Source organism: Bartonella gliris, assembly GCF_045277155.1.
Taxonomy (GTDB): domain Bacteria; phylum Pseudomonadota; class Alphaproteobacteria; order Rhizobiales; family Rhizobiaceae; genus Bartonella; species Bartonella gliris.
In genome coordinates, this window is record NZ_CP123962.1 from 1,880,666 (window position 1) to 1,903,102 (window position 22,437).

Annotated in this window: 20 protein-coding genes; 15 read left to right on the forward strand and 5 right to left on the reverse strand. The window is 39.0% G+C overall.

All coding sequences use genetic code 11. The features are described 5' to 3' along the window. Positions 1–12: 12 nt before the first annotated feature. The 3 genes from QHG54_RS08290 to QHG54_RS08300 all read left to right on the forward strand — a co-directional run bounded on the left by QHG54_RS08290 (position 13) and on the right by QHG54_RS08300 (position 1,580). Positions 13–381, forward strand: a complete 369-nt coding sequence (locus QHG54_RS08290; RefSeq protein WP_406604548.1) for a YraN family protein — start codon at positions 13–15, stop codon at positions 379–381. A gap of 106 nt (positions 382–487) precedes the next feature. Beyond that, positions 488–733, forward strand: coding sequence for a hypothetical protein (locus QHG54_RS08295; protein WP_317993578.1), 246 nt, complete (start codon positions 488–490; stop codon positions 731–733). 55 nt (positions 734–788) lie between these two features. Continuing rightward, positions 789–1,580, forward strand: a complete 792-nt coding sequence (locus tag QHG54_RS08300; RefSeq protein ID WP_406604190.1) for a pyrroline-5-carboxylate reductase — start codon at positions 789–791, stop codon at positions 1,578–1,580. Positions 1,581–2,221: 641 nt separating this feature from the next. Here the strand turns inward: QHG54_RS08300 and QHG54_RS08305 are convergent. Genes QHG54_RS08305 through QHG54_RS08315 form a run of 3 tightly spaced genes read right to left on the reverse strand, consistent with a single transcriptional unit; the run spans position 2,222 to position 5,604 of the window. Then, on the reverse strand, positions 2,222–3,883 hold the full coding sequence (locus tag QHG54_RS08305) for an electron transfer flavoprotein-ubiquinone oxidoreductase (protein ID WP_317993576.1): 1,662 nt from the start codon (positions 3,881–3,883) through the stop codon (positions 2,222–2,224). Between the two features lie 3 nt (positions 3,884–3,886). Then, positions 3,887–4,807, reverse strand: a complete 921-nt coding sequence (locus tag QHG54_RS08310) for an electron transfer flavoprotein subunit alpha/FixB family protein (protein WP_317993575.1) — start codon at positions 4,805–4,807, stop codon at positions 3,887–3,889. A 35-nt stretch (positions 4,808–4,842) separates the two neighbouring features. Continuing rightward, complete coding sequence (locus QHG54_RS08315; protein WP_317993574.1) at positions 4,843–5,604, reverse strand: electron transfer flavoprotein subunit beta/FixA family protein; 762 nt, start codon at positions 5,602–5,604, stop codon at positions 4,843–4,845. 609 nt (positions 5,605–6,213) lie between these two features. Between QHG54_RS08315 and QHG54_RS08320 the strand changes: the two genes are divergently transcribed. From QHG54_RS08320 to QHG54_RS08330, 3 genes are all read left to right on the forward strand, one after another. Further along, positions 6,214–7,056, forward strand: a complete 843-nt coding sequence (locus tag QHG54_RS08320; protein WP_406604191.1) for a hypothetical protein — start codon at positions 6,214–6,216, stop codon at positions 7,054–7,056. Between the two features lie 151 nt (positions 7,057–7,207). Then, positions 7,208–8,128, forward strand: coding sequence for a sulfite exporter TauE/SafE family protein (locus QHG54_RS08325; protein ID WP_317993572.1), 921 nt, complete (start codon positions 7,208–7,210; stop codon positions 8,126–8,128). Between the two features lies 1 nt (position 8,129). Further along, positions 8,130–8,939, forward strand: a complete 810-nt coding sequence (locus QHG54_RS08330; protein ID WP_317993571.1) for a TIGR02186 family protein — start codon at positions 8,130–8,132, stop codon at positions 8,937–8,939. A gap of 30 nt (positions 8,940–8,969) precedes the next feature. Here QHG54_RS08330 and QHG54_RS08335 read toward each other — a convergent pair whose 3' ends face one another. Beyond that, the gene (locus tag QHG54_RS08335; RefSeq protein ID WP_317993570.1) at positions 8,970–9,242 is read right to left on the reverse strand and encodes a DUF6460 domain-containing protein; all 273 of its coding nucleotides are present in this window, start codon (positions 9,240–9,242) and stop codon (positions 8,970–8,972) included. A 103-nt stretch (positions 9,243–9,345) separates the two neighbouring features. Beyond that, the gene (locus tag QHG54_RS08340; protein ID WP_317993569.1) at positions 9,346–9,474 is read right to left on the reverse strand and encodes a hypothetical protein; all 129 of its coding nucleotides are present in this window, start codon (positions 9,472–9,474) and stop codon (positions 9,346–9,348) included. 274 nt (positions 9,475–9,748) lie between these two features. On the opposite strand from QHG54_RS08340, the gene QHG54_RS08345 reads away from it, so the two are divergent. The 9 genes from QHG54_RS08345 (at position 9,749) to QHG54_RS08385 (ending at position 22,431) form a co-directional block, all read left to right on the forward strand. Next, positions 9,749–10,054, forward strand: a complete 306-nt coding sequence (locus QHG54_RS08345) for an exodeoxyribonuclease VII large subunit (protein ID WP_406604192.1) — start codon at positions 9,749–9,751, stop codon at positions 10,052–10,054. A 378-nt stretch (positions 10,055–10,432) separates the two neighbouring features. After that, positions 10,433–12,064, forward strand: a complete 1,632-nt coding sequence (locus QHG54_RS08350) for an ABC transporter substrate-binding protein (protein ID WP_406604193.1) — start codon at positions 10,433–10,435, stop codon at positions 12,062–12,064. 228 nt (positions 12,065–12,292) lie between these two features. Continuing rightward, entirely contained in the window at positions 12,293–13,723 is a 1,431-nt protein-coding gene (xseA, locus tag QHG54_RS08355; RefSeq protein ID WP_406604194.1) for an exodeoxyribonuclease VII large subunit, read from the forward strand. Continuing rightward, a complete protein-coding gene (locus tag QHG54_RS08360; RefSeq protein WP_406604195.1) occupies positions 13,701–14,327 on the forward strand; it encodes a DNA-3-methyladenine glycosylase I in 627 nt (208 codons plus the stop codon). Before xseA ends, QHG54_RS08360 begins: the two co-directional genes overlap by 23 nt. Positions 14,328–15,843: 1,516 nt before the next feature. After that, positions 15,844–17,463, forward strand: coding sequence for an ABC transporter substrate-binding protein (locus QHG54_RS08365; protein WP_406604196.1), 1,620 nt, complete (start codon positions 15,844–15,846; stop codon positions 17,461–17,463). A gap of 380 nt (positions 17,464–17,843) precedes the next feature. Then, positions 17,844–19,481: an ABC transporter substrate-binding protein gene (locus QHG54_RS08370; RefSeq protein WP_406604197.1), complete on the forward strand. Its 1,638-nt coding sequence runs from the start codon at positions 17,844–17,846 to the stop codon at positions 19,479–19,481. Positions 19,482–19,572: 91 nt separating this feature from the next. Continuing rightward, entirely contained in the window at positions 19,573–20,646 is a 1,074-nt protein-coding gene (locus tag QHG54_RS08375; protein WP_317993563.1) for an ABC transporter permease, read from the forward strand. Positions 20,647–20,648: 2 nt separating this feature from the next. Next, positions 20,649–21,578 (forward strand): ABC transporter permease, encoded by a 930-nt coding sequence (locus QHG54_RS08380; RefSeq protein WP_317993562.1) that lies wholly within the window; start codon positions 20,649–20,651, stop codon positions 21,576–21,578. Next, positions 21,571–22,431 (forward strand): ABC transporter ATP-binding protein, encoded by an 861-nt coding sequence (locus tag QHG54_RS08385; protein ID WP_317993561.1) that lies wholly within the window; start codon positions 21,571–21,573, stop codon positions 22,429–22,431. Before QHG54_RS08380 ends, QHG54_RS08385 begins: the two co-directional genes overlap by 8 nt. The last annotated feature ends 6 nt before the right edge of the window (positions 22,432–22,437 follow it).

The following is a 22,437-nucleotide window of genomic DNA, read 5'->3' on the forward strand; positions in this document are numbered from 1 at the left end:
ATGCGTAAGACCATACAAAAAGCACGCAGACAAAAGTCTTTCTATCGTGGGCTTCGTGCAGAAAAATGGGCAGCTTGGTGGTTGCGTTTCAAAGGGTTTCACATTGCTGAAATTCGTTTTAAAACAAAGTGTGGTGAAATTGATTTAATTGCGCGGCGTGGAAATCTTGTTTTAATCGTTGAGGTAAAAGCACGTTCAACATTGGCTGAAGCAATGACTGCCATTTCTAGGATAAATGAAAAGCGTATGGAGGCTGCGGCCGATATTTGGTTAGCACGACAAAAAGATCATGCTCTTTTATGTGTACGCTTTGACTTGATTGCGATTTTACCATGGCGTTTACCGCATCATATTCCAGCATTTTTTACCTCTGATAAATAAGGGCTTCTAGAGTATTTTAACTATGCTAGATAAAAAACATTTTGTTTTTATATGTACATGGGGTAGAAAAAGTGCGTAACAGTTTGAGCGCTATGAGGAGAGAAAGATGGACGATTATGAAAAGTTTGCAACCGGCTTGTTGATTGTTTTTGGGGCGTTGATTATTGGTGGTTTAATGGCAATGCATATTGTTCTCATGAGTAAGCCAGGTTTTTTATTTGCGTTAGCAGCAGCTATTGTTGGTTGGTTTTCTGCTTTTGCAATTCTCTTTGATAAGCCCAAAATCTATTTGGGTCTCATTATTCTTGCTATGTTATGTGTTGCTTCCTCAATTAGTGTTTATGTTAGTTAAAATGCAGGAAGTGTTGGTTGAGCTCCGTTTAAAATCATGAGAGTGAGAAGTAGAAATGAAAATTGGCTTTTTGGGAACGGGTAAAATCAGTACTTCAATGGTCGATGGCTTAATGACAAGCGCTGTTGACGTTTCTTCCATTATCATTTCACCACGCAATGCGCAAAGTGCTGAGCGCCTTTCACAAAAGTATGATAAAGTTATAATTGCTGAAAATAATCAAGCGTTGCTGGATGTTAGCGATTGTGTTTTTCTTTGTCTGCCTAACCAAATTGCAGAAGAGGTTTTGCGTTCTCTTCGTTTTCGTTCAGAACAGCTTGTCGTTTCCGTACTTGCTATGGCAAGAGCAGCACAAGTTGAAGAGTGGATCAATCATAAGGTTTATCGTGCTGTTCCACTTCCTTTTGTGGCAGAATGTAAAAATTTGACGCCAATTTATCCTGATCATCCATTTTTACGCAATTTATTTGATGCATTGGGTGGCACATTCGTGTTGGATGCGGAAGAACAGTTTAATCTTTTCATGACTGCTGGTTCGCTCATGGGGGTTTATTTTAATTTTATAGAAACAGCGCATCAATGGTTTGTAGCACAGGGCTTAAAAAAAGAGCAGTCGGCGGATTTTCTTGCTATGATGTTTGGGAATCTTACGGATGAAATGCGCAAAATTATAGCAACTGATTGTTCCACATCTCTTGATTTTGCACTGCTTGAGAAAGAGTTTTCAACGAAGGGGGGAACAAATGAACTTTTATCAAACTGTTTTTCTCATCAAGGTGGAAGAAGCGCTTTAACAAAGGCTCTCGAGACTACTTTGCAAAAAGTGAACGCTTCATTTACACCTTAAAATGCTTGATCAATGTTTTCTTTTCTAATCTGAGTGAGAGGAGAGGGGCGTTTGTTTCTGCCCGCGTGAACACAGATCTCTAAAAGTCTGCTCTGCATACACAAATGGCAGGAAAATTGGTATTCAGGATAATTTCTGTAATATATTGATTTTTACTATCCATTAGCATGACGTATATTGAAACGCCCCTTCTAGCCGTTTCTTTTGATCAGGAAAAACTGTTTCAAGGGTAGATCAATAAGGGGGTGTGTGTCTCAAAAAGCAGTTTTAGAATAGATGGAAAATGTCGTTCATAAATTGTTTCAATGCAAGAACAGGTGCAATATTGAGGAGAAGTATAATGATTGGCACGGGCTTTTGACAACAAATCGGAATGACTAAGATATCTTTGTTCCAATGTTCTCATCCTTGTTTTACCATTAGAGGGATAAAAATCGTTCAATAAGAGTGTATTATGCATTTTCTTGATGCAAAAAGTTTTCATGCTTTGGTGAGAAGTTTTTATTGAGGGCATAAAGTGCGTTTCACTTTGCGAAAGGATTGGATGTATTGATGGTGTGAAGTGGGGATTTCGATTTGAAACCCAGCACTCTGGTTGATTACGTTTTTAGAGGTTCTCATTTGAGCAAAATGAACAATGATTACATATTGGGGTAAAGTGGTCCCTCATTGCCTTGTGGACAGGTCCAATTGATATTTTGATTGGGATCTTTGATATCGCACGTTTTACAATGTATGCAGTTTGAAGCGTTGATAACGTAAGTTTCGTGATCATGATGATTTAGCCATTCATAGACAGCAGCGGGACAATAGCGTGTGGAGGGTCCTCCATAGATTGCATATTCAGAGTCTCTTTGTTTTTCTCGTGAGGCTATTTTTAAATGGCAAGGTTGATTTTCTTCATGGTGTGTATGAGAAAGTGCAATACTAGAGAGGCGATCAAAGGTTATAACACCATCTGGTTTTGGATAAACAATGGGTTGAAATTTCTCTGCTGGTTCAAGGCATGCATAATCTGCTTTTGTGTGGGAGAGTGTTTTAAATAAGGAAAATCCGAACAGCTGTTGCCACCACATATCAAATCCGGCAAGCTTAATTCCGTATTTTGTGCCGTATTTCGCCCAAAGTGGTTTGGCATTGCGTGCTTTATAAAGATCTTTGCCAATGGGACCTTTGCGCCAATGCTCTTCGATTTCTTTAACTTCATCATGAGCGCGGCCTTGAGCAAGAGCTGGAGCGATTTTTTCGGCTGCCAATATGCCGGATAAGATGGCATTATGTGATCCTTTGATACGAGGGACATTGACAAAGCCGGCAGAACAACCAATGAGGGCTCCACCGGGAAAGGTGAGTTTTGGTACAGATTGCCAACCACCTTCACTAATGACGCGTGCACCATAAGAAAGGCGTTTTGCGCCTTTGAAGATTTTATAGATTTTAGGGTGTGTTTTAAAACGTTGAAATTCTTCAAAAGGAGAGATGTAAGGATTTTTATAATCTAAGTGCACAACAAAACCGACAGAAATTAAATTGTTTTCCTGATGATACAGAAATCCACCACCGCCGGTATCATTGTCTAATGGCCAGCCGATAAAATGTTGAACTAAACCAAGTTTATGCTTTGCAGGATCAATTTCCCAAAGCTCTTTGAGACCAAGACCAAATTTTTGTGGTTGACGGTTTTTGCTCAGTTCAAATTTCTGTATCAGTTGTTTTGCAATTGAACCACGTGCTCCTTCCGCAATCAGAGTATATTTTGCTAGTAAGGCCATCCCGGGCATATAATTTTTTCCAGGGGTTCCATCTTTGTTAAGCCCCATATCACCTGTCAGAACACCAATGATAGCTCCATTATCGTTTTGGATGGTATCTGATATGGCAAATCCAGGATAGATTTCAACACCAAGTGCTTCGGCTTTTTTGCTCAACCAGCGACAGACATCACCAAGCGAAACGATATAGCAACCGTCATTTGATAAGATTTTTGGACGAAGAATATTGGGAAATACTGTAGCGTGCTTTGGTTTCAGCAAAAAAAATTGGTCACTGGTAACAGGTGTTTTGAAAGGATGATCTTGTTCATTCCTCCATTCTGGTAAGAGTGTATCAATACCGATAGGATCAACAACTGCGCCTGAAAGAATATGCGCACCGACTTCGCTGCCTTTTTCAACGATTATGACAGAAAGTTCGGGGTTAATTTGTTTCAGACGAATTGCTGCAGAAAGTCCTGCGGGGCCTGCTCCTACAATCACTATGTCAAATTCCATGCTTTCGCGTTGGGAATGCAGAGGTGCATGCATGGCTTATAAAGCTTTCTCCAGTTCAGGAATAATTTGGTGAAGATCGCCTACAAGAGCGTAATCAGCAATTTGCATAATAGGGGCTTCTTCATCTTTATTAATGGCTACAATAATTTGTGCATCCATTATACCAGCTAAATGCTGGATTGCACCGGAAATGCCGACAGCAATATAAAGTTGAGGGGCAACAACTTTACCTGTTTGTCCAATTTGCCAATCATTAGGAGCATAGCCCGCGTCAACGGCTGCGCGGCTGGCACCCAAAGCAGCTTCTAGTTTGTCTGCAAGAGGGAGAAGAAGCGCCATAAATTGCTCTTGTGAACCAAGACCGCGTCCGCCTGATACAATAACGCGCGCTGAGGTAAGTTCAGGGCGATTGCTTTTGTTGGTTTCTGCTTTTACGAAAGAAGAAAGGTTGGGATTAGCAGCCGGCGCTATTGTTTTAATGGGAGCAGCATCATTTTTTTGTGGGGATGCGGTAAAGGTGGCTGTGCGGACTGTTATAACCTTTTGGCAATCATTGGTGCGTACAGTTTCAATGGCATTTCCTGCATAAATTGTTCGTTTGAAAGTATCAGGTGCAATAACGGCAATAATGTCTGAAATTTGCATAACATCAAGAAGAGCAGCTACGCGTGGCATCACATTTTTTCCGGTGCTTGTGGAGGCAGCCATGATCACATCATAATCATTTGCACATTTGATAATCGTGTCGGCTACAGGTTCGGCCAAGTGATGTGCTAAATAATCAGCTTCAGCGACAAGAACTTGCCGTACACCAGTAAGTTTGGCACTGTTTTCAACGATCTCTTGAACGTTGATTCCACAAACCAAAATATCAATATCGTTGCCAATTGCACGAGCAGCGGTGAGTGCTTTTGCGGTTTCTTCTGTATTCTGTTCGGCTAATAAAAGAATTGCCATAAGTTTTTACCCTTTTATACAGTGTTGCTTTTGGTTTATCCATTATCGAATATTAAGCAATTTGTTTGTTTTAATTCACTAATAAGCTCTGCTACATTTGCTACTTTAATGCCGGATTTACGGGGTTTTGGTTCTTCAACGCTAAGAACGGTTAAGCGTGCCCGCGTCTCTACGCCAAGATCAGTAAGAGCTTTTTGTTCAATGGGCTTCTTTTTCGCTTTTATGATATTGGGGAGAGAAGTGTAACGTGGTTCATTTAACCGTAGATCAGCAGTCATAACTATGGGAAGAGGGAGGGAAAGGGTTTGTGTACCGTTATCTACTTCTCGGATGACTGTAGCGTGTCCATTTTCTATATCCAGGTTTGAGGCGAAAGTTGCTTGTCCCCACCCAAGAAGGGCGGCTAACATTTGTCCAGTTTGATTGCTATCGTCATCAATGGCTTGCTTTCCTAAAAAGACCATATCCGGTTTTTCTTCATGCACAATGCGCTTGAGAATCTTAGCAATTGCTAAGGGTTCGAGGGTTTCCTCTGTTGTGACAAGGAGTGCTCGGTCTGCACCCATTGCTAGTCCTGCTCGCAAAGTTTCTTGTGCTGCTTCTGGTCCGATTGAAACAAGAACGACTTCAGAAACTTTTCCAGATTCTTTCTGACGGATTGCTTCTTCTACGGCGATTTCGTCAAAAGGGTTCATAGACATTTTTACATGGGATAGATCAACGCCTGTGCTATCGGGTTTGACGCGTATCTTGATATTATAATCAACAACACGTTTGACAGCGACAATTATCTTCATGATGATCCTCTTTTTTTGTATGATCACAAATTTATAGTAATAACCATAAGAAACCAAATCTTTTAGAATTGAATCTCACCTATCATTGATTTTTCCATTATATCAGTTTTCTTATGTATGCTTATACTTTTTAGCATCGTTACGCATCTCTCTTTTGTTTTTTTGCGCTTTAATAATTGCCACCTTCGCTTGAATAAAAAGTAAAAAACAATGAACATTTCTTTCAAATGAATGTGTTCATCATAATTTGTGAAACAGTTATCCGAAAAGAACTTGAAATAAGAAGGGTGCGGAATGTCAAACGGTCGGTCTCTGAATAACAAAATGAGGATATCGTTTTTTGGTTCCGCATGCTCAGTTTATAATGGGTACAGGCATTAAATGTAATAGCAAAAGACTGAAAAGGAAAAGGGGGGAATAATTTTTCAACCCAAGCATTTGAAAGCAGTAAAATCAAAAATTATGTCTTTCCATATTTCTAACAAATGTTTTTGAAAGTTCTTAAAGCTCTATTTACTAAAATAGAGCAGACTTTTCACTTCTTTATGCGATTCTTTGAAAAGGATTAATAAGGCGTAGTGTTTATGAATATAATGAGGGGTAGCGTTTGTGAATATGAAGAGTCATACTACTAAGCAGCTTCTGCATGATCAACCTTCTTCTTTTGGTGTTGGACAAAAGGAGAGGGGGAGCACGCCTACTGAAGTGACGATGTCGGATATCGCTAAAAAATTACGCTCTGTTTACACAAAAATGCAGATGAAACATTCGCTTCATCATTTGACACCACGCAATTTGAGTGAAGAAAGTTTTAAATCTTACTTGGATGATATTAGTCGTGCAATTTTGGCTGAACATTATATGCGTCGCCAAAAAGAAAAAAAGCTTTTTGAGCATTTAGAGCGGATTACAACGCTTGTTCAGAGTTTGCATAGCGAAACGAAAAGCTTAAAAGAAGCAGGGCGAGTACAGCGTGTTTCCCGTTCAAAATCGCTTGATTCTGTTGTGCAACACCTTGCTCATATGGCGTGTGAGGACAACCAAGAACGTTTTTTTCTCCAAGAAGTGCCAAATTTTTCGAGGAAAAACAACATAACCCCATCCCCTAAAAATGCTGCAAACGCGTTGCAACAAGGTGGTGAAAACTCTTTTCTAGTGGATGCTGAGAAACCTTCTTCAAAAGAGGCTGAGGGGCTTGTGGAGAATTCTATAAGAGAAGAGAGGCATTCGGATGTTCAAGCATCTGGTCGTTGCATTGAGAATGATCAGTATGCTCCTTCCTTAAAGGCGGAGTCTCTGTTAAAAACAGAGCCTCTGAAGGCGGGATTTTTTTTACGTTATTCTGTTAAAAAATGGCTTCCTTATTTTTTAACCATTGCATTTATGGTAGCGATAACATTATGCTTTTATAGTTTTTTAAGAGGAGCTCGTTTTTTTAATTTTGTGATGTGAGCTTAAGGGGACATGAGATGTATGCAATTTATGATTTTGCAAAGGCAGGGATAGCATTTAAAATTGTTCTTTCAAACACGTAACGAAGATTATTGGAAAAGGGCTCTCAAAATTAACTAAAAAACCTCACATTGTTTTGAAGGTTATGTAAGTGAGTATTTATTTACCAATTGCTGAAATGTCGCTCAACATGCTAATCTTGATTGGCATGGGGGTGGTCGGCGGTTTTTTTTCAGGCCTTTTTGGGATTGGGGGTGGCTTTCTCATCACGCCTTTATTGATTTTCTATAATATTCCTCCTGCTATTGCTGTTGGAACAGGAGCTAATCAGATGATTGCATCATCTGTGACAGGGGCGATTACACATTTTAGAAGACGCACGCTTGATATCAAACTTGGTATTCTTTTAGCGATTGGAGGTGGAATTGGCTCTTTAGTCGGCATACAAATTTTTTCTGTTTTGAAAAAATTGGGTCAATTAGATCTCATGATTTCGCTTCTTTATGTCATTCTTCTTGGAAGTGTAGGAAGTCTGATGATTATTGAAAGTTGGCGCGATATGCTGCGCCAGCGCAAGGCACAAAAAGTCAATATTCGTCTCGCTGGTCGACATAATTGGATTCATCGGTTGCCGTTAAAAATGCGTTTTCGGACATCCATGATATATGTCAGCATCATTCCCGTTTTAGGGATTGGTTTCATTGTTGGGTTGTTGTCTTCGATTATGGGAATTGGGGGAGGATTCTTCATGATACCAGCATTGATTTACCTTCTGCGTGTCCCAACCAGTGTGGTGATTGGAACTTCACTTTTTCAAATTACATTTGTATCTTCTTTTACAACAGTTTTGCAAAGTGTGAGTAATCAGTCAGTTGATATTGTTTTGGCTTTTTTGCTGATGCTTGGCGGAAGTATTGGTGCCCAATATGGAACAAGGGCGGGACGAAAATTAAAGGCTGAACAATTGCGTATGGCGCTTGCCTTTTTGGTGTTGATTGTATGTATGCGTCTTGCTTTCCAATTATTTGTACGCCCTGATAATCTTTTTTCTCTCGATATTCTTATGAAATAAAATGGGTAACTTATTTTCTTTATGCATTATTGTAAGCTGCTTTTGTGTGGTTCCTTTTTCTACATGGGCACATATTGGCGCGAAAGCAGCTTTCGTTGATCAAGTTGATCATGAAACTATCCAGATTATCGTAACAACGAATACGATCACGGTTGATGCACATTTTGATGGTCGTGATCTTTATATTGCTGGTGTTTTAGAAAATACCAATCCGTTATACTCTCGGCAGAACCGTTATGATATTATTGTGAGCTTGGAGGGACAAACGCGCTCAATGGTTATGCGGGAAAAGAAACGTAATGCTGGAGTTTGGATTAATGCAGATTCCCTTATTTTTAAAAATGTTCCTCTTTTTTACTCAATGGTAACAACGCGTGAAATTGAGGATATTACCAGCGCTGAAGAGTATAAACGCTTGAGTCTAGGGTTACCTTATTTATTGCTACAGTCAGATGAACAAGATCAGACGAAAATACAAATCTTTCGTGATGAACTTATAAAATTACAAAAAGCAAAAAAACTTTATAATGAGGAAGTAGGCGGCGTTCGTTTTGGTTCTGGTGCACTTTTTACAGCACATTTTCGTTTGCCAGCAAATATTCCTGTTGGACATTATCAGGTCCGTGCTTATCTTTTTCGCGACGGACAGTTTATTGATAGTGCAAATACGACACTTGAAATCGTTAAAGCACATATTGCTTATACAATTTTCCACGCAGCTCACAAGTATAGCTTTTTCTATGGACTTGTTGCGGTGCTTGTGGCTGTTAGTACAGGATTTTTATGTCGTTTGATTTTTCGAAAAGATTAGCGGCAGGGAAACTCTAAGGCATTAAGGCATTTATTTTTTGCGTAATTTGCGTAAAATGCGTAAAAAAAGGAAAATAGGCACAACAATAATTGCCCCCATTATGGTCATGTGGAAGAAGTTTGTGAAAGTTATAAACCCTGTTTTCCATACAGATTTAAAAAATTCCATGATTGTGCGCACGAGATTTGGAGACGTCCAACCAAGAAGCTTCAGCACGATACCAACGAGGAGCGAAAGAACAAGTAATTTTACAAAAACATGCTTTGATGTTCCTCCCAAAAATGAATGAAAAGAATTGGACATATTTTTCCTTTTGCTCATTTTGACACCCTTTTGAATATATTGCGTTCCAGTTCATAATACAATGGCACTATCATTATAAGAAGAAGTGATGGGGTTTTCTTGCCTATTTATTCTGTCTTTTATTTTTTTTTGCTTCTCTTTCAAGTTTACCACCCTGTAATACTGGTGTGACATCTGTGCTGGTTTCTGAAACACGCTCGTGATCAGTTGGCATTTTTCGTGATATTTTCATAGTATTTCCTTTATTAGCTTGTTGGATATTCTTTTGTTTCTAAGAATTCGCAAGGGAATGCTTATCCTCTTTTGGTACTTTGCATGACGGTGAAAGGTTTTCAGTACGTCGTCAGGATTGCCTATAGTGAATTATAATATGTTGTGTATAGAATGGGATTTCAAGCCATCCTCTTTTAGAGAGAGACTATCCATTTCGATAAAGATATGCTTACATGGATATTAAGATTGCATGTTGCGATGTGCGTGAATTGAAAAAATGATAAATTTATTTTTTGAAAAAACAGTTACAACGAATTATAGCAGAATTTAATGTTTCTAAAAGAGCGGGGATTCAAAAACACATTGTTGAAGAAAAGTTTGGTTATGTACGTGGGGGGGGGATATTAGGTTACCGATGTGTTTATACTTCGGGCCACTCCACTTTTGCTTTAAAAGATGATAAAGAGCGGTTGGAGGCTATTATTAGCTGCCGAACTATGAAAAAGCTTAAATTTCTTCCTGAAGAGGGGATGAAAGTTATTGCTGTAGGCAAGTTTATAACTTATTTGGGGGTCATCACAATATCAAATTGTTATTGAGGTTCGTGAATCAACAATTGGGGGGAATTTTTATGACACTTCTAGTCTAGAAAATCGCAAGAAAAAATCCTTTTTGATGAAGCAAAGAAGAAGCCTGTATCTTCATTATAGGTGCCTTCAATTATAAGCATTGTGACATCATCAATAGAGTACTGTCATTCGTATAATAGCTTCAACATATATCGGATGGTTTTCCGTTACATATTTTGGTTTGTTCTATACGTGTTTAGGGGGGAACAAATGTTTGGCAAGTGGATGTTGCTCTTGAAGGTTTTTATAATTTTGCCTCTAGGAGTTATGCTTTCTAAGCCTGATCTTATTATTTTTGCATGTTGTTGCATGGGGAATTTATACAATAATCTTTAAAAGGAAAAGTCTATGAACTTGAAAAGAAAAATATTGAAAGCGAGCAGCTCTTTTGTTTCTGCTGTTATTGTACTGGGGATGTTTGTACAACAAGTTGCAGCAAAAACGCCTGCTGATACTCTCGTGATGGCTTGGAATCTCGATGCAATCAGTACATTTGATCCTGCACAACTGAATGACCGTTATGGAATTGAAGTAATTAACAATATTTGTGATAATTTGGTCGTTTCTGCTACAGATGATGCTACTAAAATGGTTCCCTCTTTGGCGAAGAGTTGGGACGTTTCGAGTGATGATCAGAGTACGGTGATTACTTTTCATTTGCGCGATGGTTTGAAGTTTCATGATGGTCGGTCTGCAAATGCCAATGACCTTGTTTGGGGTATGAGGCGGGTTGTTAAATTGAAGTTGTCCAATGCAGCAACATTTAGTGAATATGGTATCACTGAACAAAATGTTGATAAGGCTTTTCAAGCACCCGATGAGAAGACGGTGGTGATGAAATTTGATAAGCCTTATCCAGCAGAGCTTATTCTTAGTAATATTTCCACGAATCGCACAGCGGCCTTGCTTGATCGTGAGACACTTATGAAACACGAACAAGATGGTGATATGGGTAATCGGTATTTGGCTAGTCATTCTGCTTGCGTTGGTCCTTATCAGTTAAGTAAATGGAATCATGGAGAAGCTATTTCGTTGCGTGCAAGTTCCAACTATTGGGGGGACGCACCTAAGCTGAAGCAGATTTTAATTCGCCATGTTGCAGAGCCAGGAACACAACGCTTGTTATTGGAAAAACACGATATTGATGTTGCACGTAATCTGATGCCAGAGGATTTGGCAGATCTTCAAGCAAATACAGATATTAAGATTGAAAAAGTGTTGGCACCTTCCATGATCATATGGGGATTCAATGCAACAAATCCCATTTTTGCCAATGAAAAAGTGCGTTTGGCCATGCGTTATTTGATCGATTATGAAGGACTTGGTAAGACCCTACTCAAAGATGTTGGCATTCCCCGTGCAAGCTTTATTCCTCTTGGGAATCTTGGTGCTTTGGATGAAAAGGAAGGGCAGCCCTTTAAACTTGATCTTCAAAAAGCAAAGCAGCTTTTAATAGAGGCGGGCTATCCAGATGGTTTTGAGGCAAATATTTTTGCAGGAGCATCTCCTTATCCTTTTGCTTTGCCAATTGCGCAGTCTCTTCAAGATAATGCAGCAAAGGTAGGAGTGCGTTTTAAAATTGAACGTTTTGTAGGTACGCAGTTGTTTTCAAAGTTTTATGCACGTGGTTTTGATACGATTTTTTTCGGATGGAATAATGGGTCTGCTGATCCTCATACAATGGCTGCACGCCTTATTTACAACCCTGATAATCGGTTTGAGGCGAAAAATACAGGCTATGCTAGTTGGTGCCATGGGTATTTTGATGAAAGTATAAATCAAAAGGTTAGGGATGCGTTGTTTGAAAAAGATTTGCAGAAACGAGCACAAATGTATGCTGATTTGCAGCGTGAAATTATGCAAAAGGGGCCTTATGCTTTTATCTATCAGACATATGTTTCTGTAGCTATGACATCTGATGTCAAAAAATGGGTTTGGAATAGTGCGCCACGTATTTTTTATAGTGCAATTGAAAAATAAGTTGATTTCATTGTTGTAAAATACAAAAAAGTGGGATCATGATATCTTCGACGTTTTGTCTATAGTTTAAGAACTTTGCAAAACGTCGAAGTTTATTGATAATGGATTGATGTGTTGTGTATAGAATATAATTTTAAGACATGCTCTTCAAAGAGACATTTTATTCTCATTAAAGATGTGTTTGTGTGGATATTAAGATTGAATATTGCAACTTCTGTGAATTGAAAAATGGTAAATTTTTTTGGTGAAAAGATAAGTGCAACGAATGTAGCAGAATTTAGTGTTTCTGAAATCGCGGGGGCTTTAAAACGTGTTGTTGAAGAAAAGTTTGCTTATGTGCGGGTGCGTGGGGAAATATCGGGGTATCGCGGTGCTCATGCTTCAGGTCACGCCTACTTTGCTTTAAAAGATGACAAGGCGCGCTTGGAGGCTGTTATTTGGCGCGGAGTTATGGAAAAGCTCAAATTTCCTCCTGAAGAAGGGTTGGAAGTGATTGCTGTCGGCAAGCTTACGACTTATCCGGGGTCATCAAAATATCAAATTGTCATTGAATCTCTTGAACCAACAGGTATTGGTGCTTTGATGACTCTTCTAGAAAATCGCAAGAAGAAGCTTGCGGATGAAGGTTTATTTGACGAAGCAAAGAAGAAACCTTTACCTTATATGCCGCAAATTATAGGCGTTGTGACATCACCAACAGGTGCTGTTATCCGCGATATCATTCACCGTATATCAGATCGTTTTCCGTTGCATATTTTGGTTTGGCCTGTACGGGTTCAAGGGGAAACAAGTGGTAGGGAAGTGGCTGCTGCACTTGAAGGTTTTAATGCGTTGCCTTTAGGAGGACTTATTCCTAAGCCTGATGTTATTATTGTTGCACGGGGAGGAGGAAGTTTAGAAGATTTGTGGGGATTTAATGACGAAGCTGTTGTTCGTGCTGTTTATGAATCTGCTCTTCCTGTTATTTCTGCTGTTGGGCATGAAACGGATTGGACCTTGATTGATTATGTTGCGGATTGGCGTGCTCCAACGCCTACTGGAGCAGCAGAACGAGCTGTTCCCGTTAAGCTTGATCTCGAGGTGCAGGTGGCATCGCTTGGTGCACGTTTACGCACGGGACTCGCGCGTTATTTTGATTTTCATCGACAAAAATTACGTGCTACTCTACGCGCTCTTCCGACTGCCGACCAACTTTTTGCTTTACCTCGGCGAAGTTTTGATGAAATTTCAAGTCGTTTGCAGCGTGCCCTTTTTGTAAGCTATGATAAAAAACGCTTTTCTTTTCATGCGCTTGATGTGCGTCTTTCACCGCGTTTGCTCAAGACTGAAAAAGCACAATACAATACGAGGGAATATATTGCACGTCTTCAGCGTGCTTTTGTGCATAATGTGGAAAAAAAACGTGCTCAGATAGAGGTGGCCTTCAGGCTTTTAAGGAGCACTTCGTATCAGAATATTTTGGAGCGTGGCTTTGTTTTGGCTTTGGGGCAAGAGAGTAAGCCTATCAAACGGTTGGTGCAGTTCCCTGAAACAGGGCAAATAAATTTACGCTTTTTTGATGGTGAAATTCGTGTTTCAACGCATGATCATGTTTTCAATCGATCTTCAAAATTGCGACGGATAAAGTCGAAGCAAGATGAGCAAGGAACGCTTTTTTAAGCCGGTAAATCAAATGTTGGATGAAGGACTTCTGATGGGAGCGGATGGAAAAGTTCGTTGTTCATGGGCTGGGACTGATCCACTTTATTGTGCTTATCATGATGTTGAGTGGGGAAAACCTGTTTTTGAAGATCACCGTTTGTTTGAAAAAATTTGTCTTGAGGGTTTTCAAGCAGGACTTTCTTGGTTGACAATTTTAAAGAAAATCTCTCATTTTCGCCAAGCTTTTGACTATTTCGATTTTGAAAAAATTGCAACTTATGATGAAGAAAAGATCAAAATATTGATGCTAGAGAAAGGCATTATTCGCCATCAGGGGAAAATTCGGTCGGTGGTTAATAATGCCGTCAAAGCGCGTGAAATAATTGCAGAATGGGGCAGTTTATCTGACTATTTTTGGTCTTTTCAGCCACCACAATCAGAGCGTTATGAAAAGATAGATTTTCAAATATTGCAGAACAATCCTATCACACCGGCTTCTCTTCGTCTTGCTGCAGATTTAAAAAAACGCGGTTGGACATTTGTGGGTCCCACAATTTGTTACGCTTTTATGCAGTCCGTGGGGATTGTAAATGATCATCTTGAAGGGTGTTTTTGTCGATAAATTTGCAAAAATCTCCCTAAATAAGGGGGGGACTTTTGAATAAAAATAAAAGAATATAAAATAGTCTTTTGACAGTAATCTGCTGGTTGTCATTTGATAATCGCTTTTTTGGATGAGGGGGTGGCAGAGAGCTGGTTTTAACAGCTGCAGCAATGTGGTTTCAGAAAAGATAAAGAAAAATCAATGAGCAATTTTTTAGGAATAGTTACTAAAATTTTTTTATTTCTGGAAGCCTTGTGGGTGCAATTTATAGTATTAATTTGATTAATATTTTTCTGTTGTATTTATACATTGTCTATAATAAGGTAAATGATGGATGTTTTATTCATGGTTATTGATGAAGGCAGAGTTGTTTTTAGGTTTTTTAATATAGATCTATGATGCTTTGTTGTGTTTTTTTGAAATTTAACGAAATATATTTGTTAAATTTTTATTGAATAGAGAGTTATTGGTATATTTGTTTTGTATCCTCTTACAAAATGCTTGTGTCTGCAGCACAGAATAAAATAGTGTTATGGAAAATTGATGTAAATCACTCAGGCTGCTTGTGTTATGCTTTATTATCTGATAGCTTTCTCTTTTGGGAAGCGATTTTGCTGTGTGAGCTCCAGTTTTTGGGGAAGATATTTAAGCTCAGACAGGTTTATATTCACTCCATTGCTTAGTTGAATCCCTAGAATTTACCGTTGGACAAAATAATTGGTGCGATGTGTGGTTTAGCGTCTCCTTTTTGTGGGGGCGAAGCAATGATGAACATCGAAATTGAGAAGGATTTATAGCAGTCATGTCTTTTTGGGGGGAGTGAGTATGATGAATTTTGTTTTTACTCATGAAAAAGTGCTTTCTATTATGTACTTTCTCATTGGCTATGATGTTCTTAGAAAGATGAAGTGTAGAGGAAATATTTCTCATTGCAGTTTTACCTTTGTCGACTCTTTTTCTATTGTACATAAAAAAGAAAGATTACCTTTTATGTTTAGCTTTCAAAAGCTTAAACAGCTTTTTACAGAGGCAAAGTTGCAGCAAGGTTGCTTTCTTGTGTTTTTCTGCTTATTTGGTTCAGTCTTGATAATGCGGTAAAGATGAGTGTACACTTTAAAACTAATTATCTGAGGGAAATTAATTGTCTGAGGGGCATGATTATTTTTAAAGTTTGCACATTATTATTTTTTAAATACAGTATTATTTTTTAAATACAGTTTAGGGGGATGAATGGTAAATCTATGAAACTGTGTGTGATGAATGTCTAAATGATTGACAACTTAAGAGGCTGTTTGAGAATGAGGTGGAGTTTAGTGGAGGGCAAAAAGCTGTTGTAATCTGGATGAGATACTGGCTGATTGAAGGTGTGTTGCATGTTTTTTTATGGTTTCATTGCAACTTAAGCCAATGAATTTAAAAGTGAATAATTCTCTATAGGTGGCCAAAATATATTGTTTCAGTCTTTGTTATTATAAATTTATCGTACCATTTTAAAATAATTAATCGATATAATCGTCTTTAAAAGGAAAAGTCTATGAACTTGAAAAGAAAAATATTGAAAGGGAGCAGCTCTTTTGTTTCTACTCTGATTGCGCTGGGGATGTTTGTACAACAAGGTGCAGCAAAAACGCCTGCTGATACTCTGGTGATGGCTTGGAATATTGATGCAATCAGTACATTTGACCCTGCACAACTCAATGATGTTTATGCAGATGAAATTATTGTCAATGTGTGTGATAATTTGGTCCGTACTGCTACAGATGATCCAGCTAAAATTATTCCTTCTTTGGCAAAGAGTTGGGATGTTTCAGGTGGTGATCAGAGTACAGTAATTACTTTTCATTTGCGTGATGATTTGAAGTTTAATGATGGTCGGCCTGCTCATGCCAATGATATTGTTTGGGGCATGAAACGGGTTGTTAAACTGAAGATGGCCGATGCGGCGACATTTAATGAATATGGTATTACAGAACAAAATGTTGATTCCGCTCTTCAAGCACCCGATGAAAAGACAGTGGTGATGAAATTTGATAAGCCCTATCCAGCAGAGCTTATTCTTAACAATATTGTTGCTAGCCGTGCTACTGCCTTGCTTGACCGTGAGACAATTATGAAACACGAGCAAGATGGTGATATGGGTAACCGGTATTTGGCTAGTCATGCTGCTTGTGTTGGTCCTTATCAGTTAAGTAAATGGAATCCTGGAGAGGCTATTTTGTTGCGTGCAAGTTCCCATTATTGGGGAAAAGCACCTAAATTGAAGCAGATTTTAATTCAACATGTTGCGGAACCAGGAACACAACGTTTATTGTTGCAAAAACAGGATATTGATGTTGCACGTAATCTGACACCTGAGGATCTAGCGGATCTCCAAGCAACTACAGATATTAAGGTTGAAAGAGTGTTGGCGCCCTCCATGATGTATTGGGGGTTCAATACAACAAATCCCATTTTTGCCAATGAAAAAGTACGTTTGGCAATGCGCTATCTTATTGATTATGAAGGTTTTGGAAAGACCTTTCTTAAAGGTGTTGGTGTTCCCCGTGCAAGTTTTATTCCTCTTGGGAATCTGGGTGCTTTGGATGAAAAAGAAGGGCAGCCTTTTAAACTTGATCTTCAAAAAGCAAAGCAGCTTTTAACGGAGGCCGGTTATCCAGATGGATTTGAGGTGAATTTTTTGGTGGGGACATCTCCTTATGCTCTGCCAATTGCTCAGTCTATTCAAGATAATGCAGAAAAGGTGGGCGTGCGCCTTAAAATTGAACGTTTGGCAGGTACACAGTTGTTTTCAAAACTTTACGCACGTGCTTTTGATACGATTTTTGTTGGGTGGAATAATGATTCTGCAGATCCTCATGCAATGGCTTCACGCCTTATTTATAACCCTGATAATCGGTTGGAGGCTAAAAATACAGCCTATCCGAGTTGGCAGCATGGATATTGGGATGCAAAGATGAACCAAAAGGTTGAAGACGCATTGTTTCAGAAAGATCCACAGGAACGGGCCCAAATATACGCTGATTTGCAACGTGAACTTATGCAAAAGGGGCCTTATGCTTTCATCTTTCAAAAAGTTGTATCTATGACACCTGCTATCAAAAAATGGGTTTGGAATAGTGCGCCGCGTATTTTTTATAGTGAAATTGAAAAATAAACACATATTAAGTACTGTGAAATACGAGTAAAACGTGTTCATGACGTAAATGATGAAGATACCCCCTCTGCATAAAAGTGATTTTAAAGCCATTTAGTGTATAAAATTGCAGGGGGGGCGTTGCTATAAAGTGTGGTGAAGTTGCAGTTTATAGATGTGGGGTGTCAATGTTGAACAGTATGGAGATAATATTTCTGAAGATCTCTGTTCATTGTAGTGCGGGTGGTGTACGTCTCAATTATAGGTTCGTGTTTGAGTGTCTGGCTTAATGGAAGTCAGAGAGAGTGTATTGTGCTATACTTTTTGAGAGATAAAATAGATAAATCAGAAGTATTTTGAGTTTAGACAAGACAAAATAAAACGCAAAAGGAAGAAATCAAATGAGGGATAAAGAAATATTGAAGAACTTTTGTATTTTATTAGGGGCAATAGGGTGTTTAAATGTCTCCACATCACTAGCACTAAGTGCATCATCTAAAGATACATTGGTGATGGCGTGGAATATTGATTCAATTAGCAGTTTTGATCCAGCACAATCGGTTGAGGTGGTGACGAGTGAATTATTAACGAATATTTGTAGTGCATTAGTGCAGTATGATCGCAATGATCCTACGAAAGTTCGTCCTGCTATGGCTCAGTCTTGGGATGTTTTAGATGGTGGGAAAAGAATAGTTTTTCATCTTCGTGATGATTTAAAGTTTAATGATGGAAGGAAGGCAACTGCGCAAGATCTCGCGTGGTCAATGCAACGGATTGTTAAATTAGGTTTGAGCTATGCCCAATCTTTGATGAATTATGGCTTTACTAAAAATAACGTCGAAACAGATATTCAGGCTCTTGATGATAAAACTTTACAACTGAAATTGGATAAGCCTTATCCTATCCAACTTGTCTTGACTGTAATTGGACAGTCCTATGCTTCTGCTTTGCTTGATCGGCAAACACTTGAAGCGAAGAGTGTTGATGGTGATATGGGCAATAAATATTTAGCCACCCATTCTGCTTGTGTTGGTCCTTATAAATTGATGCGCTGGACGCCTGGGGAGAAAGTTGTCTTACAGGCTACACAACATTATTGGGGAGATGATGCGCCAAAAATTAAGCAGATTGTTGTGCAACATGTCGCTGAATCCGCAAGCCAGCGACTACTTTTGGAAAAAGGTGATGTCGATATAGCGCGTGATCTCTCTTCAGAAGATATCTTGGATATTGAAAAACAAGGGGGACCCGTCAAAATTAGCCGTGTTTTGCGACCACAGTCTATTTATTTATCATTAAACAACAAAAACGCAATTTTTGCTAACGAAAAGGTAAGATTGGCACTTCGTTATTTGATTGATTATGAGAACCTTGGAAAAACTATTTTAAAGGGTATTGCAATTCCACGTGCGAGTTATATGCCATTGGGTATTCCCGGAGCTTTAGATGAAAAAGAGGGATTGCCGTTTAAGTTAAATTTAGAAAAGGCAAAGCAATTAATAAGTGAAGCGGGGTATCCACATGGTTTTAAGGCTAATCTTTTAGTTGGGAGCCTTACCTATATGTCATCTGTGGCACAGTCTATCCAAGAGAATGCACGTAAAATTGGTATTGAGCTTACAATTGAAAAGATGGCACAGGCTCAATTGTTGAGCCGTGTCCGTGGTGGAAATTATGATACCGCTATTATGGGGTGGGGGAGTGCCGATCCTGACGGACATCCGGCTTCATTAAATCACGTTTTTAATCCTGATCCAACATTTACAAAAAAGCACAATATGTATTTGGCTTGGCGTGCTGGTTATTATGATGAAAATGTCAATAAAATGGTGATGGATACATTGTTTGAACAAGATCAAAATAAACGTATTACGCAGTATCGTGCTTTACAGCATTATGTGCTCGAGCACGGACCTATGGTTTATTTATTTCAGACGTATTATACCGTTGGCATGGGACCAGCAGTCAAAAATTGGGTTTGGAATAGCTTTAGGCTTTACTACAATGATGCAGAAAAATATGCGCAGTCACATGAATAAAATTGTGTAGGGTGTGTGATTGTAGTTTTTTATTGTGTGGCAGAGAGGAATGTCACATTCATATTTTATAGGTGTGTAGGATTTTATCAAGATGACTTTATCATTTCCAGAAGCCAATACCGCAGCAACGCAAAAGCAAAAAAAATTGTATATATGGGATTTTTTTTTCAAGATATTTAAACTGTTGATTTCGGTATTTATTACTTTGCTTGGTTTGGTGACTATTACTTTTTTTATTAGTCATCTTCTTCCTTTAGATCCTGTTCTTGCTATTCTTGGTGATAATATTAGTCAGGAAGCTTATGATGCAATGTTTTATAAGTTGGGTCTTGATAAGCCATTGGTTGTTCAATATTGGAATTATCTTCACAATGTATTTTTGTTTGATTTTGGGGATGCTTTAACCTCAGGGCGTCCAGTCTTAGCAGATATTAAGCGTGTATTTCCTGCAACGTTAGAGCTTGCAACAGTTGCTATTATTATTGGTACAAGTTTTGGTATTCCTTTTGGTATTTTTGCAGCGATGTATCGCGATTCACCTATCGATTATTTTGTTCGTGTTTTTACACTGGTGAGTTATTCAACACCCACTTTCTGGCTTGGATTGATGGCGTTATTGGTATTTTACGCTAAACTTGGCTGGATTGGTGGTCCAGGGCGTATTGATTTTATTTACGAGTACTCTTTTGAACCTAGAACAGGATTTTTTCTCTGGGATACATTCCGGCAGGGGCAATGGGAAGCTTTTGGAAATGTTTTTAGCCATATTATTATGCCTGCTTTAATCTTAGCCTTCGGTGCTATGGCTTATATTAGCCGTATGACTCGTGGGTTTATGATTGAACAGCTTAATCAAGAATATATTATTACTGCACGTGTGAAGGGATTATCGTGGGCGCGAACGGTTTGGGGGCATGCCTTTCGTAATGCAGCTGTTCAGATTATTACTGTTGTCGCGCTTTCTTATGCTTTTTTATTAGAAGGAGCTGTTTTGACAGAAACGGTTTTTGCTTGGCCCGGCTTTGGGCGTTATTTGACCAATGCACTTTTGGCAGGAGATATGAATGCGGTTGTAGGATGCACTTTCCTTACAGGATTTCTTTTTGTTGCTATTAATTTGTTTTCTGATTTACTTTATCGCATCTTTGACCCAAGGACACGCTGAATATGACAATAATTAATCATCATAAATCGCAATCGTCATTTTCTTTGAAACATTGGTTAAATGAATCCGTTCCAAGATCAATACTTCAAGCAAATGTACAAAAAATTTATCACTCATCGATCAGATTTTCTCATAATTTTTCGGCTGTATTTGGTCTGTTTATTATTTTTGTTATTGTTTTATGTGCCGTTTTTGCTCCTTGGATTGCTACTCATGACTTTATGAGCAATGACCTTGTTCATCGATTGCAGCCGCCATCTGTACAGCATTATTTAGGGACAGATGAATTGGGGCGTGACATTTTTAGTCGCCTCGTTTTTGGTGCACGTATCACTCTCTATATCGTTTTTCTCACAACAATTATTGTGGGACCAATAGGGCTGGTTGTTGGAACTGTATCTGGCTATATGGGCGGATGGATTGATACTGTTCTTATGCGTGTTGTTGATGTTTTTCTTGCTTTTCCAAGTTTGATTTTAGCGCTTGCTTTTTCAGCAGCTCTAGGACCAGGAATTGAAAATGCAGCAATTGCGATTTCAATCGCAGCATGGCCACCTATAGCCCGTTTGGCACGTGCTGAAACTTTGACTATACGGTCATCTCATTATGTCTCAGCAGTTCGCTTGCAAGGTGCTTCTACTTGGCGAATTATTCTGTTTCATATTGCACCGATGTGCATTCCTTCAGTGGTTGTACGATTAACATTAGATATGTCTGGAATTATTTTAACGGCTGCTGGTCTTGGTTTTTTGGGGTTGGGTGCTCAACTTCCAAATCCTGAATGGGGAGCAATGCTTTCGACCGGCCGTGAATTTATGATGACAAGTTGGTGGTTGGCAGCGATGCCAGGGTGTGCAATATTACTTACAAGTCTTGCCTTCAACCTTTTAGGTGATGGGCTTCGCGATATATTGGATCCACGTAATGGATAAAAAATTATTAGAGATAGAAGATTTACGTATTTCTTTTCCTACAATGCGCGGCATTTTAGAAGTTGTGCGCGGCGTTAGCTTTTCTGTAGGAAAGGAAAAAATTGGAATTGTTGGGGAATCAGGGTCCGGAAAATCAATGACTGGACGTGCATTGTTAAAACTTAGTCCAAAGTCCGCAAGCGTCAAAGCCAAAAAAATGCGTTTTGATGATATTGATCTTTTGGCTGCAAGTGAACCTCAGATGCGTACTATTAGGGGAAAGCGTATTTCAATGATTTTGCAAGATCCTAAATATTCGCTTAATCCATTGGTGCGAATTGGTGATCAAATCATGGAAGCTTACCGTATTCACTATCGTGTTTCCAAAGTGGAAGCCTGGGAAAAAACAATTTCTATGTTAGAATCTGTTCATATTCGCAATCCTGAGCATGTTATGCGTCTCTTCCCTCATGAAATATCAGGTGGCATGGGACAGCGGGTGATGATTGCTATGATGCTTATTCCTAAGCCTGATTTGATTATTGCAGATGAACCAACTTCTGCACTTGATGTCACTGTAAGGTGTCAAGTTTTGTCAGTGTTAGATGAGCTTGTGACAAAGTCTGGAACAGGACTTATTTTTATTAGCCATGATTTGAATATGATTGCTGATTTCTGTGATCGTGTTTTGGTGATGTATGCTGGTCGCATATTAGAAGAATTGCCTGCGCGTGATTTATCGCGTGCGCGTCATCCCTATACTAAGGCTTTATTAGACAGTTTACCACGGCTTGATAAACCGGTTGATGTTCTGGCCGTGCCTGAGCGAAATCCTGATTGGCTGTATGGCCCAACGATTGTTAATGGTGTTTGAGGGAGC

What these genes read in the sequence shown, in the direction of transcription:
- QHG54_RS08370 (WP_406604197.1), top strand. Translation starts at nt 17,844, where the DNA reads ATGAGGGATAAAGAAATATTGAAGAACTTTTGTATTTTATTAGGGGCA.
- QHG54_RS08300 (WP_406604190.1), top strand. Translation starts at nt 789, where the DNA reads ATGAAAATTGGCTTTTTGGGAACGGGTAAAATCAGTACTTCAATGGTC.
- QHG54_RS08330 (WP_317993571.1), top strand. Translation starts at nt 8,130, where the DNA reads ATGGGTAACTTATTTTCTTTATGCATTATTGTAAGCTGCTTTTGTGTG.
- QHG54_RS08385 (WP_317993561.1), top strand. Translation starts at nt 21,571, where the DNA reads ATGGATAAAAAATTATTAGAGATAGAAGATTTACGTATTTCTTTTCCT.
- QHG54_RS08380 (WP_317993562.1), top strand. Translation starts at nt 20,649, where the DNA reads ATGACAATAATTAATCATCATAAATCGCAATCGTCATTTTCTTTGAAA.
- QHG54_RS08305 (WP_317993576.1), bottom strand. Translation starts at nt 3,883, where the DNA reads ATGCATGCACCTCTGCATTCCCAACGCGAAAGCATGGAATTTGACATA.
- QHG54_RS08315 (WP_317993574.1), bottom strand. Translation starts at nt 5,604, where the DNA reads ATGAAGATAATTGTCGCTGTCAAACGTGTTGTTGATTATAATATCAAG.
- xseA (WP_406604194.1), top strand. Translation starts at nt 12,293, where the DNA reads ATGGTAAATTTTTTTGGTGAAAAGATAAGTGCAACGAATGTAGCAGAA.
- QHG54_RS08340 (WP_317993569.1), bottom strand. Translation starts at nt 9,474, where the DNA reads ATGAAAATATCACGAAAAATGCCAACTGATCACGAGCGTGTTTCAGAA.
- QHG54_RS08335 (WP_317993570.1), bottom strand. Translation starts at nt 9,242, where the DNA reads ATGTCCAATTCTTTTCATTCATTTTTGGGAGGAACATCAAAGCATGTT.
- QHG54_RS08360 (WP_406604195.1), top strand. Translation starts at nt 13,701, where the DNA reads ATGAGCAAGGAACGCTTTTTTAAGCCGGTAAATCAAATGTTGGATGAA.
- QHG54_RS08365 (WP_406604196.1), top strand. Translation starts at nt 15,844, where the DNA reads ATGAACTTGAAAAGAAAAATATTGAAAGGGAGCAGCTCTTTTGTTTCT.
- QHG54_RS08375 (WP_317993563.1), top strand. Translation starts at nt 19,573, where the DNA reads ATGACTTTATCATTTCCAGAAGCCAATACCGCAGCAACGCAAAAGCAA.
- QHG54_RS08350 (WP_406604193.1), top strand. Translation starts at nt 10,433, where the DNA reads ATGAACTTGAAAAGAAAAATATTGAAAGCGAGCAGCTCTTTTGTTTCT.
- QHG54_RS08295 (WP_317993578.1), top strand. Translation starts at nt 488, where the DNA reads ATGGACGATTATGAAAAGTTTGCAACCGGCTTGTTGATTGTTTTTGGG.
- QHG54_RS08310 (WP_317993575.1), bottom strand. Translation starts at nt 4,807, where the DNA reads ATGGCAATTCTTTTATTAGCCGAACAGAATACAGAAGAAACCGCAAAA.